Origin of the sequence: Paenibacillus sp. 79R4 (genome assembly GCF_013393165.1) — a bacterium.
Lineage (GTDB): Bacteria > Bacillota > Bacilli > Paenibacillales > Paenibacillaceae > Fontibacillus.
Map to the genome: position 1 here is coordinate 257,395 of NZ_QJOT01000003.1, position 14,945 is coordinate 272,339.

Sequence of the window (14,945 nt, forward strand, 5' to 3'; positions counted from 1 at the left end):
TTCAAATAAGGTTCTAGTTGCATTATACTGATATCAATAGAAATAAACTTATATAATCCGCTTCATATATAACACTATATTGATGAGGTGAAGAATCATGGATCAAGCACAACGCCGTTCTCTCAAAGAGGTCAGAACACATGGCAGTGAACTGCTTCCCTTCGGCACTTATTGGTACAGCTATGGGCCCGGCGAGCATGTGATAGACTGTCACTGGCATGATGAAGCCGAGATTTTCTATTGTGCTCAGGGCTGTACCTTATTCCAGGTCGACACTGACTATTTTCTGGTTCAAGCTGGGGAAGCGGTCTATATCGACGCTGGAGACATCCATGCCGCTCATGCTTACGGGGATGAAGGCTGCAGCTTCTTCTCTTTCGTCTTTAATACAAATCTACTGGCTAGTGCCCAATATGACGCGGTTCAGGAGAATATCATTATCCCCCTGCAGGAGCGAAGAGCGACGCTGCCGAGATGGATTAAGCCGCAAGAGGATTACGAGCTTGAGCTGCTTGAGCATATTACAGCGATTAAGAAATGCTGTGAAGATCGACTTTCCGGGTATGAAGGGGCTGTCAAAGGCCATCTCTATCTAATGCTGTCCGGATTGCACAGCAGAAACCTGGCTTGCAGCCGGACGAGCAGCAATCGCAGCGAATCTTCCAAAATCGAAAGATTGAAAACAGTCATCCAATATATTCAGGACCATCACGGGCAGCCGATCCGACTAGCTGAGCTGGCCGCGCTGATTCCGATGAGCGAAGGGCAGTTTTGCCGTTTCTTCAAATCGATGACGAGACAGACGCCAGTTGATTACATCAACTCCTACCGGATTCGTCAGGCGGTCGAGCTGCTTAGACGTACCGATCGGAAAATATCCGATATCGCGTTGGAGGTCGGCTATGACAATATCAGCTATTTCATTCGGGTATTCCGAAAGACTATGAACAGCTCCCCTTCCGAATTCCGCAAGAAGCTGCAGGACTCCATGGAGGGACCAGAGTAACGATCCCCCCATTAGTCCAAGGCTTCTATAATAAGGCCCGGCGCTGTAGCATTATTCAATGAGAGGCCTATGTTAAACTAGCCGGAGCCAGCTTAACTGGACCTCCCCCCTCAGTGTCAGATAAACAGGATGTCTGCCGCTGCATGATTCTATCGGAACTCTCACTGTTGACCATGCCTGACGGCCGCCTGTCGCCATCACCTTCCCGCTGGCTGCGACAGATCCGTCAGGACGATCCAGCGTCAGAATGATCTCTCCGCCTTTGATATTTCCTGACACTCTCGCTTCCAACCAGGAAGCCCCTGTCCCTAAGTCCACATCATGAAATGCGATCCAGCCTGCTCCCTGCCGAAGAGCCAGGCTTTCTCCTCCCTCGCGGCACTCATCGATATAGACGCCGTTATAATCATCATAATTAACTGCTCTGACCGGTTCACGAAGCGAACGGGGCGGAACGGTTTCTCCTTCCACGCTCAGCCGGGCAAACAGCTTCATATCTTGCGAAGAAGGGCCAATTCCGAGCATATATTCGCCGCTCTCAACGCAGTAGTGTTCCCGGGTGACATCCCAGAAGGCCAGGTCTTCCGCCTTCAATTCGAAGCGGACGATTTGCGAGACTCCGGCTTCCAGATGAATCCGCTGAAAGCCCTTGAGTGTCTTAAGCGGACGAACCACACGGGAATCACTGGCTCGAACATAGAGCTGAACCACTTCATCCCCGGCCCTTTCTCCTGTATTTATAATTTTCACAGATACTGACACAGCATCGCCCGCCTGGATCGCCATCTGATCCAGGGAAAGCTCCTCATAGGCAAAACGGGTGTAACTCAACCCGTGTCCAAATGGATACAGCACCTCCCCATCAAAATATTGATAGGTACGTTTTCCTTTTATAATGTCGTAGTCCATTAGCTCCGGCAGCTGCGAGACTGATTTATACCAGGTCATATTCAAGCGACCCGCTGGATTGTAATCCCCATACAGCACATCGGCCAGCGCCTGCCCAAGCTCCTGAGCGGCATGGGATGTGTATATCATCGCTGGTATATGCTCCTTCTCCCAGTTCACGGCGAACGGATAGCTGCCGACGATGATGACCACGGTATTCGGATTCGCGGCGTGAACAGCCTGAATCAGAGATTGCTGAGCAGGGGGCAGGACAAGATCCGGACGGTCGATCGTTTCTTTTCCATTAATAAATGGACTATTGCCGACAACAACGATCGCAGTCTCTACCTGGCTGGCTGCATATGCCGCTTGCTCAATGCCATCTGCAACGACCTCGATGATAAATTCATCCATGGCGAAATCTGAGGAGACAAGATTTTTCGCCTTCTGTCCGTCCCGATCCTCCTGCTTATCTTGATCCCTGTATTTCGCTTGGCCATCCTGATCTCTCCAGTCCGTGATCACACATCCCTGTTCATCCACCATAATCGGTCGACCTTCCCACGACTTCATTCGTACAACACCACCGCTGTCTCCCACCGACGGTTCAACATCGAAGGCTTCCTTCACAAACCAGCCGCGAGCTTCATTCGCCGATGCCAAAAGTTCGCTATCGGTCTCAGTCACAAACTTGCTGCAGCTAAGCGCCTTGAAGGTTACATTGCCCCAACCCCAATCATTCCGCTCGAACACCTCGGCCTGCTCGGCATCTGGGCAGACCGCTTCAAGCCGAGCTTGCTCGCCGCAAACAACTACATATTGGCCTGTCGCCGCCGAGCGAAGCCGGACATGATCAAGTCCGGAATGGAACCGTGCGGAGCCCCCGTTCAGCTTCCTATTGATGCCTTGCAGCGGGGTGACCCGATACGGCGGCGTGCCGCTGTACCAGTCGGTAAATGCTTCGTCCGCCAGAGGTCCGACCACGGCGATGGAGCGCATATCGCGCTCTAACGGCAGCAGACCATTATTTTTTAATAGAACGATCGATTCTTGCGCTGCCCTGAGAGATAAAGCCGAATGCTCCGGCGCGCATAGCTTCGACTCCGGAACCATGCTATACGGATTCCGTTCAGCCGGATCAAATTCACCAAGCCGAAACCGGATGCGGAACGTATTGCGAAGCGCCCGGTCAAGATCCTCCTCAAGCAGCAATCCCCCGCTTAAAGCATCATGCAGCGCTTGATAGGAAATATCCTGCTCATCTGTGATACTATCGACACCCGCTCTGACCGATCCGGCCACGGCTGCGGCATAGGAATCCACATAGTGGTGATCGATTACTGTTCCAAGCACATCTCCGGCATCGCCGACGATAAAGCCATTCATCCCCCATTCGCCCTTCACGATCTTGTTGACTTCATCATTGAAGTTGCACGGTCTCCCGTTAACTCCGTTATAGGCGGTCATCATTGAACCTGCCTTGCCCTCCCGGAACGCCATCTCAAAAGGCTTGAGATAATATTCCCGCTTATTTCGCGGATCGATGCTGACTGAGGCGCTGCCGCGCTCCAGTTCATTGTTGTTGCCATAGAAATGCTTGAGCGTAGCAACTGTCTTGTAATAGAAGGGATGCTCTCCCTGCATCCCTCGCACGAGCTGGGTAGAGAGAACACCGGTTAAATACGGATCCTCTCCATAAGCTTCCTCGGTCCGCCCCCAACGCGGATCACGCTCCATATCCACGGTAGGCGCCCAGATGGTGAGGCCGTTAATAGCCGGATCTCGCTGATAATAGACGCGGGCCTCGTCCCCGATGATCGAGCCGATCTGACGCAGCAGTTCAGGGTTCCATGTACAGGCCAGCCCGATATTTTGCGGAAATACCGTCGCTTCGCCAAGCCAGGCCACACCATGCGCTCCCTCTGTACCATGCTTATATTTCTTTACGCCGAGGCGCGGAATCTCTACCTGATATTGACACATGAGTTGCACCTTCTCCTCCAGCGTAAATCTGGATAGAAGATCGTCCAACCGCTCTTCCAGCGGCAAATCCGGGTTCTGATAAGAATAACGCCCGTCCATATTCATAGCTCTAACCTCGTCTCTATATTTTTATGAGAGCGTTTCACTGTAGTGCCATCTTACCTTGCTTTCATGGAGCTTCATACAGGGATAATTAGAGGCTTTTTCATATAGAAATCTATAAATTTCTGTAAAAAAGAGCCGGACGGTCCGTTCAGACTGCCCTGCTCCTAAGACAACAAATTATTCATTTCCGGCCTTTTTGCGGTAAGCTGAAGGAGATGTGCCTACATATTTTCGGAATTTGGCATGAAAATAATCGACATTGGTATACCCGACCTTCTCGGCTACCTGATAAACCTTCAGTCCTTCCTCCAAATACCCCTTTGCATTTTCGATTCTCACTTTATCCAGATAAGTATTGAAATACTCGCCGGTCTCATTCTTGAACAATTTCCCCAAATAAGCGCTATTATAGTTAAAAATTCCCGATAAGGTCTCCAGCTTCAAATTGTCGCGGAAATTTCGGTGGATGAGATCCAGCATAATTCGCACCTCGCGGTGCCTGCCCGTATCCTCGTTCATTGGTGGGGCTATCGATTGCAGCAGAGATCCAACCTGCTCGAACATATCTCCGATTGTACGCACGCGGTAAATATCCGCGACCCGATCACAATATCCCTTACTCTGGCTTTGCAGCTCTGGTCTTTGCTTTAATTCCCTCCCATGGATGAGTGTCAATAACTCCACAAAACGCTGCTTGATCTCTCCTTCATTGAAATGACGACGGATCAACGTATGACCAAATTCAACAATAAACTGCTTAATCGCATCCAGATTGCCAACTTCTACAGCATAATACAGCTGCTCTTCCGCGTTACTGGTATTTTTCTCTTCAGCCTCTATATCAGTTGCATGACTCCGAAGCTTGTCTAACAGCTCCCCTGATAGAATTCTGCCCCGTTCAAAGAAAAACTGCTGCTTGATCAACTCCAGTGCAGAAGTATAGGACAGGGGAATATCGCCTAGTTCCCTCACCCGTTCTCCCAACACGACAGTGAACTCGGCTGCGCCGCTTTCTTGCAGTTCTTGATATACATCATCATGCTCCACTTCGAGCAATGGTTCCTGTAACAATACGCCAACATAACCTTGATGGCTAAATACATAACCGCGGCCGCATTCTTCAAAGCGGGCGCCAAGCTTCCTCCTCAGCCTATTAGCCTCATTCACATCGCTTCTCTCATCCTTCGGGGAGACCACTAGCAGGATCTGATACTTCCTCCAGAGCAATCCGAGTCGATCCGCCTGCTCGTGAAGTGTAAATTCATCATGTTCCATCGACCCGGACAAGATGGATTGAATGAACGCTTCACGTGTCCACTCCTTTGAGACATTCTGCCATAAGGAAGCCTTCTTCGCTTCATCAATCACCTGCTCAATGCGATACAAATATTGAATCAACTCATCCTCATCCACCGGCTTCAGCAAATAACCGTCTGCCCGGTTCGTCATTGCCTTCTTGGCGTATTCAAAATCCGCATAACCGCTCAAGATCAAAATATGCAGCTGCGGATCTTGCTCACGCAACCTCTCGATTAATTGCAGGCCGTCCATCCCCGGCATACGAATATCCGCGATCACCAGCTCCGGCGAATAAGTCTGATACTTCTCCAAGGCTTCTTCACCATTGGACGCTGTATCCACCACGCGGAATCCGTAATTCTCCCACTCGATAAACATCCTGAGCCCTTCTCTTTGTTTCGGCTCATCATCAACAATCAGCACCTTATACATTCCAAAACCCCCCAGCGGAATATGCAATTCAGTGTGATTCCAGCCACCACTTGCCGGATAACCGGTAAACTCATCTGCACCATACACTCTATTAAAGCGTTTACAATTTAATTATATTACTTTTCGTATAGGCTGCTCCTGCATAATTATGCCTACTTGTTGCACTATTTTGATATTCGTCAGCCATTTACTGAACACGATCTTATCCGTTCTCCTTCCGCCACTTGGCAAGCAATTGCTCGCGATGCTCAGCAGCCATGTCGAACCGGTACGTTGGTAAGAGAAGCTCCAGATTAACGGAAGTCAGCAGGGGATGAACCTGAATATTGGGAAGCACGGGAAAAGAAAATGCCGAATTCATATAATCCGTCTGTGCGCTTCGCGATAGAACAAAATCAGCCAGTTTTCTCGCTGCTGCTTTATTATTTCCATTCTTTAGGATCGATACCGCCCCAATCTCCCAGCCAGCCTGAGGAGGGACCTCGGAATGAATGGCATAACCTGAATTCCTGAACCGCAGCTGATCGCCCATAAAGCTGACGACGGCGGCGACCTCACCTTGGGCCAGCCGCTGTGCCGAGCTGATTCCTGAAAAAGTAGTCGTTGCACTTTGCTGTTTCAGCGCATGTACCAAGGCAATCGCCTGATCCTCCCCTCGCTCCTGGGCGAGCGAAGCAAGCAGCGTATACCCTGTTCCAGACGTCTCCGGGTCAGGTATCTCGATCTTGCCCTTCAGCTCGGGACGCAGCAGATCCTCATAACGCTCCGGCAACGGCAAGTCAGCCAGCAACGGGTCCTGCTTCCATACCTGCTCATTAACTCCAATCGCCAGCGGTCCCATATACATGCCTGTCCAGTACCCCTGCCTGTCCTTATATTTATCAGGAACCTGATCACTGAGGCGCGGAGAATAACGGATCAGTTTGCCGCTGTTCTTCAATTGCTCATGCAAATCCGCCGGTCCGCCCAGGACGACGTCGATCCCCGTTTTGTTCATCGTTAGAAGGTGATAGCTTGCTTCGCCGCCAGACATTCGGATGACCTCATAGGATACACCCGTCTCTTTCTTGAACTTCTCCAGCAGGATACGCGACTCATCCTCCTGAAAAATAACATAGACTTTCAGCGGCTGACTGCTTTGCTGCCCTGGATAGAGCATAACAATAACTGCCACAGTAAGTGCGATCAATACGACAATCAGGCCTTTCTTCTTCAAACGGACCACTCCCCTCTTGAGCAGTCTGGACAAGCTTCTCCAAACAGCTTCCTTGAAAGTCTGAATAGACGCCAAAAAAGGAAAACCGTCGTTTTCCTTTTTTGAGCCTATTTGCTGAACCTATTTGCGCTTCTAGCCATGCACTATGAGCCGTGCTTCTTAATGATATGAATCTTGTCAGCGGCTGCACCTATCTGCACAATGCCGTCATAGACCTTCTTGCCGATATCATAAGCATCTACGATCCACTCCTGGCCGACCTCATCGATGAGGAAATAACGCTGCTTCTCACCGAGGAACATGGATGATTTGATGATACCTGTTATATGAAAATCACTATTCTCCGACGGTTCAATCCGCAGTGATTCCGGCCGAACGCACAGGAGAACTTCTTCACCGACAGCAAGCTGTTCCTTGGCTTCGATAGTCACTGTATCTCCAGCCTGCCCGTATTGTACCGTTGCCAATCCGCCCTCTATTTTTACAACCTTGGCTTCCTCAAAGTTTGTCGTACCGATAAAATCCGCCACATACTGGGTACGAGGCTCATAGTAAATTTCATGCGGCGTACCATATTGATCGATCTTGCCACGGTTGAATACTACGATCTGATCCGACATTGACAGCGCTTCGAGCTGATCATGCGTAACATAAATGACCGTTAATCCGAGCTCCTGCTGGATCGTTCTCAACTCGACCCGCACTTCTTCACGCAGCTTGGCGTCAAGGTTACTCAGCGGCTCATCCAGAAGGATAATCGGCGAGTTCATGACCAAGGCCCGAGCCATGGCGACACGCTGCTGCTGCCCCCCGGACATTTCATGCGGATACCGCTCTTCCAGCCCGGTAAGCTTGACCTGAGCCATAGCAGCCTCCACCCGCTGCTGGATTTCCCCTTCCGGCCGCTTCAGAATATCCAGACCATAAGCGATGTTATCGAAGACGGTCATATGCGGGAATAGAGCGTACTCCTGGAACACCATCGGAGTGCCCCGCTTATAAGGCGGCAAGTCATTGACCAGCTTGCCATCGATCCAAACCTCGCCTTGATCTATGGTATAGAAGCCTGCGATGGACCGCAGCAAAGTCGTCTTACCGCAGCCACTCGGACCGAGAAAGGTAATGAATTTGCCACGTTCGATTTGCAGGTTTATATTTTTCAGGACATGGTTCGTACCGAACACCTTGTTTACGTCTTTCAAATCTAGCAGAATATTGGATTCCATCATGCCCACTCCCTTCTATTTAACTACCTTATATAAATGAACTTAGATATTTTCATAAATTCCGGTTTTCAACACCGAGAAGGTTGAACAAAGCTAGGGTCCGAGGAGCACAGCGTACGGTCTGGGTACGTGAGCACCTGAGATGTTTCCGGAGGAAACATGACTTCGTAAGCATTCGCTTAGGGCCCGGCTGAATTCAAGATTCAATGTTGAGTTTACTTCTTTGATTAGCTTCGTGTTAGATATAGAATTTATAAGTTATCAACGAAGTTGATGAATTCTATATCGCAAGAAAACCTACCTTTGCACCGCGGTCGCTCATCCCTGAATTGCTTCGATCTGATTTTCTTATCAAAAGCGGGCTTTTTGAACTACCTCTAAAAATCAAAGATTTTTACTTTGGAGCGGAAAATCAGCTTAATTACCCCAAGTGTGCCAAGCGTTGCGCCCATCAGTCCGACCGCTACGGCTGCTGCCCAATAGTAGGTGCCCGTCTCCGCATAGTTAAAGATCGATACAGATGCGACCACCCATTTCGGGGTAATTAAGAAAATAATTGTACTTAGCGTATTCATATTTTTCATAAACGCATAGACGAAGTTGGCTACGACAGTCTTCTGCAGCATCGGGAAGACAATTGATGTCAGTGTCTTACGGCTGTTGGCGCCGAGATTTGTCGCCGCTTCCTCGATCGATTTATCAACCTGCTTAAAGGAGGCGGACAAGCCGCGATACCCGACCGGCATCTGCTTCAGCAGCATGGCGATGATGATTAGTGCCGCTGACCCCTGCAATACAATCGGCCCCTTGCTGAACGCGACGATCAGGGCAAGACCCACGAATGTACCCGGCAAAGCGATTGGTAACACCGCGCTGAAATCGAGCAGCTTCTTACCCGGGAAGGGTTTGCGAACAACGATATAAGCCAGAACAAGGGCGAAGGCTACGGCCAGAATTGCGCTGATGAGCGACAGAACCAAGCTGTTCATCACGGCAGGACTGGAGGAGCTGAATACGACCTTGCGGATATGATCAAGCGTAAAGCTGTTGCTGCGACCGAAATTTTCCGTAAAGGCAAACAGGATCGTCACAGCGAACATGGAAATAATGAACAAAGACATCAGGCTGTTGAACAAAAAGAGTACGACATCCATCTTCTTGGAGGTAGTGATCCGATTCAGACCGGATACCGGCTTGCCGGTAATCGTCGAATAAGAGCCCTTGGATAACAGTTTGTTCTGTACCCAGAAGACAAGTAGTGCCGGAATAACGAGGATGATCCCCATCACGGATGCAAGTCCAGGCTCGTTATTAATAATCTCCCCGTAGATTTCAACCGCAAGCAGCGAATAGTTGCCACCGATCAGCTTCGGGTTCCCGAAATCGGCAAAGCAATTGATTGCCACGAGCAGAAAAGCATTAAGAACGCCTGGAAAAGCCAGCTTGAGTGTAATCGTACGGAACAGCTTGAAGCCGCGCGCTCCGAGATTTTGGGCAGCAATCTCCAGATTCGGCGAGATGGAACGAAGTACACCGGTAATCGTCATATAGGCCAGCGGGAAATAGGAAATGGTCTGTACGATCCACAATCCCGGCAAGCCGTACAAATCAAGCTCGAAATGGAAATTTGTATTCAGCCATTGCGAGATCATGCCGCCGCGGCCGAACAAGAGCAGAAAAGCAAGACCGCTCATCACCGATGGCGCTAATAATGGAAGAAAAGCGATGAAACGGAAGAACTTCTTCCCCCTAATATTGCTGTAATGAATCGCATAAGCGTAAATAAATCCGACCGCCGTTGCTGTAAAGGCAGAAAGCGAGGAACTGATTACCGTATTTAACAAAGCTCTGCCATAACGCGGCTTGCTAAAGAACGTTCCCCAGTTGTCAAAGCCGGAGGAGAACACGACAACAATCAACGGGTAAATTACAAATAAGGCAAGGAATATGAAGCTGGTTAACACGAGTACGAGCGTTGAAGGATCCCTGAAGAGCCTCTTGATCGACTCCCCAATGCCTTTTTTTTCTTTCATCATAGGGGGCGACTCCCACCTTTCTACTGTCTATTAGGGGCATGGACATATCGGTTATTCCGGGAGGTCCGATGCCCCTTGTATGCTAAGTGGCTCTCTTATTTCAAATCTTTCAACGCGCTCTGCAATTCCTTGCGCTGCGCAGCAGCCTTCAACAGGTCATAGGAGGAGTTGTAATTCGTTGATTTGATGTCGATACCGCCCTCCGGGATCGGTACGGAATCCTTCACAGACACCGCATAAGCGGACTGTGTGTAAATCTCTCCCGGTTCCTTCGTAAGCATATAATCCATCAGCTTCTTCGCGGCTTCCGTATTCGGGCCGTTCTTCACGATCGACAACGCGCCTACCTCATAACCAGCCGCTTCAGGTACAATGCTCGTAATCGGATTACCTTGGTATTTGATCTTCAATTGGTCGCCAAGGAATGTAATTCCGATCGTGTACTCACCTTTGGCTGCTTTTTGAATCGGCTCAATCCCGGATTTTGGTCTCTCCTTCAAGTTAGGCAGAAGCTCCTTCATGTAATTTAGCATTTCATCATCGCCCCACACTTGTGCCAGGGAAGCTACAGCCGTATATGCCGTACCGGAAGTCGCCGGGTCGGACATGCCGATTTCACCTTTGAATTTCGGATCAGTCAACTCCTTGAAGGATTGAGGGTACGGGGCATCGCCGTACTTCTCCTTCCAGCGGTTCTCATTAATGCCAATAGCCACAGGATTCAAGTAGAATCCGGTCCAATGTCCTTCCTTGTCCTTCATATTGTCAGCAATATCGGACGCATTTGGCGATACATAAGCTTCGAGTGAACCGGCTTCCTTCAAAACCTGATGGGAATCGGCCGGCCCCCCCATCAGGAAGTCGGCTTGCGGATTTGACATTTCATTCTGGATCCGCGATACTGCCTCGCCGCTAGGCAGACGCAAAATATCATAATCAATTCCGGTCTCCGCCTTGAATTTGTCCAGTATTTTACGCGCTTCTTCCTCTTGGAAAATGGAGTAGACAGTAATCTTCTGTTTTTCTTTCCCGCCAAACACTCCGGATTTGTACATAAAGAACCCCGCTACCAATACGATAACTATGACCGATAAAATAATGACTGAGCCGCTGTTTCTTTTATTTCTCGCCATTTCGGTAAACCATCCCTTCATGTTCAATATGAGGTCTCGTTTAACTTGAAATAGGCTCTTTGATTGGTCTCATCCAACAGGTCGTACACCACGAAGTAAGCGCTATTGTACCGATCCAGGTGAATCCAGTGCCTCTTCGTCTGCTCAACGCCGCTAAGCTGGATCACAAAATGCGCATCCGGTGGCTGCTGCAGATCTGTGAAGTGACTGAAATCGATAATACGCGTGGACGCGGTAATCTGCGCGGCAAGATCGTTCCTCTCCGCTTGCGAGAGAGGCATAAGCTTGCCGGCATCCAGCGTGAACACATCGTTCTTCCCGTTCTGCACCGCAGAACCGATCATCGCGGTGGTCAGGATTTTATCGATTAGCGTGCTCTGTAGCTTGCGTATCCCGGCGCTTACATCGAGGGAGTTGACCAATTCATTACCGAATTGGAACGCACCTGTCTCTACCTGAAATGGAATATCCTCCTGGTCCAAATAAGTCATTTTTCCCGTCAGCAGCAGTCTGGGTGTTTGGGTTTGTGCTCGCTGCTTACCGGCGGATAGAAGCCCGGAGAATGAGGATTTCAATTTCAGCAGTTCCTTCGGATCCTCAATAGAAACTGTACCAAGCCCCGGATAGGTGATATCGACACGCATCGGAACGCCTGAGACTCGTTCAAACTGATCTTGCTGAGGCGGCACGATTTGGACCACATCGACAGGAATCCGGAAGGAGTAGGCACAGATTCCAATAAGCAAGCATCCGATAATGACCTGAAGCAGGATGAGGCGAAACCATGAAAGCCCTTTCTTGTCCTCTGGCATTAACTTTACCCTCCACTTATATCAAAAAAATTTTAGTTTTGTATCAGTTTTGTAACAGCGCTTACATTGGGCGGATAAATTGAAAATTCCAGCTTCACCTCTGTGCCCTGCCCGACTTCGCTGATCATGGATATGCTCCCGCCCTGAAGTTCCATGAACTGCTTGCAGATAGGCAATCCCAGGCCATGGGAATGCTCGGAGATCTCGCGCCCTTGCTTTTCCTCCGCAGGCAAGAACAACTTCATTTTCTCTTGCTCGGATATGCCTTTGCCATTGTCCACAATACGAACGGTACCACACCGTTCATCATGAAGAAGTTCAATATGAAGCAGAGTGCAGTCGCTATGCTTAATGGCGTTATCGATCAGGTTGAACAGCACCTGCTGCGTACGCTTAGGATCGAGGTAGACGGTACATGGCAATATTTTGACGGAAGTGAGTATATTCGATTTCTTGAGTGTCGGTTGAAGAACGCGAAGGGTGTCCGTGATAATATTGCCCAGCTCGGCCTGTTCCAGTGCAATATGCCAAGCTTCTTCGCCTTTAAGTGAAGTTTGCAGCAGATCCTCGACCATATTCAACAAGCGCGTGCTCTCCTTGCGGATGTAGAAATTGCAATCCTGAACATCCTCCAGCCGGTCTATTCTGGCCATCAGATCGGAGAAGCCAATAATAGAGGTGAGTGGCGTCTTTAATTCATGAGTAATGTTATCGTAAAAGGCCTTCTGTTTGCCCTGTTCATAATGGAGCATATCGATATGATGCCGCAGTGCGTCCGACATATGGTTGAAATCTCGCGCCAATTCGCCGATTTCATCTCGGGTATTCACCTCTATCTTGCGGCTGAAATCACCGATAGACACCAGCTTGAGCGCTTGCTTCAACGCATGCAGAGGCCGCATCAGAAAAGAGGAAAAGGAATAGCTCGCCACGAGTGAAAGGGCAAGACAACCCAGCGCGGCTCCGATAAACCAGATACGCATTTGATTCATCGTCTCGATATTCTCATGAAGGTCCAGCAAATAACGGAACCCGCCCACAATTTTCCCCTCATACCAAAAAGGGACGGAATAAATTAAATACCTGGTCCCTTCCCCCTCGGCAATCACCGTTGCCGTATCGCCAGCTAATGCAGACTTGATATCATCTCGCTTCAGCAAATTCTCTTTATCGCTGCTGCTGCCCACGATGGTCTCATCCGGCGCGAAAAGCTGAACCTGAAAATTAATGCTGGAGCCCAAATGAGAAGCGATAAAGGGAGCGTACTTGCCTGAAAACAACTGCTCGATATCGATCTTCTGATCGTTGACGATTTTCAAAGCTTCGATCCGGTGCAGTGCAGAATACTGGTTCAATGACTGGGTATCGCTCTCGATCATGCTCTTATTCAGCGTATAAGTGACGATGAAGTACATCGCCGTAAGCAGCATAACGATCGTAACCGCATGCTGTATGAACATTTTGTTGCGCAGCCCCATCTCCATCTGCTATACCTCCAGTTTATAGCCTGTCCCATGTACGGTTGTTACCAGATTCTCATGAGGCTTAAGCTTCTCGCGCAGGCGCTTTACCATCATATCGACGGAGCGTGTTTGGCCATAATATTCATAACCCCAGACCTGGTCCAGCAATTCCTCACGGGTGAACACCTTCTTGGGGTTGCTGCATAGCAGCCAAAGGAAATCGAACTCCCTGCTGGTCGTCTTAAGTGGCTGCCCGGCGATCGTACAGGAGCGTTCATTTTTATCAATCTCAATGACCCCGATCTGAATAGTCTCAGATGTTGTAACCGTTTTCTGCATTCGCCGCATAACAGCCTTGATTCGTTCAATGAGTTCCCGGGTCTCAAACGGCTTGGTCAAATAATCATCCGCTCCAAGCTGGAAGCCTAATATTTTATCATTCATTTCATTTTTGGCGGTAAGCACGATTACAGGCACCGTCTTATATTTCTGCTGCATCACCTGAAGCAGCTCGAAGCCTGAGCAATCCGGCAGCATCAAATCGAGCAGGATCAAATCTGTGGCTCCAGCCTCAAGCTCCTTCAAACCAGCGGCGACCGTCCCCGCAACAACAGGATGAAACCCTTCGACCTTCAGACTTAATTTCAACAGCATCTGAATACTGGGATCATCCTCGATAATTAAGATGTTCATTTGTATCCCCCATTTTTATCTCTATTGTGGTTCTCCTGCAGGTCTGTTCCAGTTAACTGCGGCAACCGTCCCCTTGTTCGCTCAATCGCTCAGCGTGTCTTGCCAACTAAAATCAACCGTCCCGTACTGCTAATCCCAAGCTCCTCAAGGAAATACAGTACGCTATCGGTACGAGAATCAATCCCTTTTCCGATGTAACGGAAATACAGTTCGCTATTGGAATGAAATCAAGCTCTTTTTCAATGTAACGGAAATAGCATACCTTATTTGACTTTTTCGGCCAGAAAACAACCGCTTTTCAGGCAATTAAGCGCTTCCAGTTCCGTTAGAAAATAAAACTATGTCTTTCCACGCTAATAAGAGCATACAGTTCCGTTAGCACCGACGACATCTCCATTCGATGAACCTCTCTATCCTCTAATACTTAAACATATTCATATTATTTCTTCTAGAGGTTGTTCAAAAAGTCTGCTTTTGATAAAACCCTCAACACAACAAGGCTATTCAAGGATGAGCAACCGCGATTCAACAACAGATTTTTGTTGCGAATAGCATTTCATCAGCCTAGCTGATGGAATATAAATCCTATCTCTGACACGAAGTAACACTGAGAGCCTTATTCGGCATCGAATCCTGAATTCAGCCCCGCCTTA

At 49.0% G+C, this 14,945-nt stretch carries 10 protein-coding genes; 1 reads left to right on the top strand and 9 read right to left on the bottom strand.

Features of this window, described 5'->3' with window-relative positions; all coding sequences use genetic code 11:
- Positions 1-97 precede the first annotated feature (97 nt).
- Complete coding sequence (locus tag DMN77_RS05150) at positions 98-1,006, top strand: AraC family transcriptional regulator (protein ID WP_179013826.1); 909 nt, start codon at positions 98-100, stop codon at positions 1,004-1,006.
- A 72-nt stretch (positions 1,007-1,078) separates the two neighbouring features.
- Here DMN77_RS05150 and DMN77_RS05155 read toward each other — a convergent pair whose 3' ends face one another.
- The 9 genes from DMN77_RS05155 to DMN77_RS05195 all read right to left on the bottom strand — a co-directional run bounded on the left by DMN77_RS05155 (position 1,079) and on the right by DMN77_RS05195 (position 14,292).
- A complete protein-coding gene (locus DMN77_RS05155; protein ID WP_256872243.1) occupies positions 1,079-3,982 on the bottom strand; it encodes a glycoside hydrolase family 3 protein in 2,904 nt (967 codons plus the stop codon).
- A gap of 177 nt (positions 3,983-4,159) precedes the next feature.
- Positions 4,160-5,713, bottom strand: a complete 1,554-nt coding sequence (locus DMN77_RS05160) for a response regulator transcription factor (protein ID WP_068782205.1) — start codon at positions 5,711-5,713, stop codon at positions 4,160-4,162.
- A gap of 202 nt (positions 5,714-5,915) precedes the next feature.
- A complete protein-coding gene (locus tag DMN77_RS05165; protein WP_179013828.1) occupies positions 5,916-6,929 on the bottom strand; it encodes an extracellular solute-binding protein in 1,014 nt (337 codons plus the stop codon).
- 143 nt (positions 6,930-7,072) lie between these two features.
- Positions 7,073-8,158, bottom strand: coding sequence for an ABC transporter ATP-binding protein (locus DMN77_RS05170; RefSeq protein WP_179013829.1), 1,086 nt, complete (start codon positions 8,156-8,158; stop codon positions 7,073-7,075).
- Positions 8,159-8,532: 374 nt separating this feature from the next.
- Complete coding sequence (locus tag DMN77_RS05175; RefSeq protein WP_068782208.1) at positions 8,533-10,191, bottom strand: ABC transporter permease; 1,659 nt, start codon at positions 10,189-10,191, stop codon at positions 8,533-8,535.
- A 95-nt stretch (positions 10,192-10,286) separates the two neighbouring features.
- Entirely contained in the window at positions 10,287-11,324 is a 1,038-nt protein-coding gene (locus tag DMN77_RS05180; protein WP_179013830.1) for an ABC transporter substrate-binding protein, read from the bottom strand.
- Between the two features lie 23 nt (positions 11,325-11,347).
- Positions 11,348-12,136 carry a DUF3919 family protein gene (locus DMN77_RS05185; RefSeq protein ID WP_179013832.1) on the bottom strand — a complete coding sequence of 263 codons (789 nt, stop codon included), beginning with the start codon at positions 12,134-12,136 and terminating at the stop codon, positions 11,348-11,350.
- 32 nt (positions 12,137-12,168) lie between these two features.
- Entirely contained in the window at positions 12,169-13,620 is a 1,452-nt protein-coding gene (locus tag DMN77_RS05190; protein ID WP_179013833.1) for a sensor histidine kinase, read from the bottom strand.
- Positions 13,621-13,623: 3 nt separating this feature from the next.
- The gene (locus DMN77_RS05195) at positions 13,624-14,292 is read right to left on the bottom strand and encodes a response regulator transcription factor (protein ID WP_179013835.1); all 669 of its coding nucleotides are present in this window, start codon (positions 14,290-14,292) and stop codon (positions 13,624-13,626) included.
- Positions 14,293-14,945 lie beyond the last annotated feature (653 nt).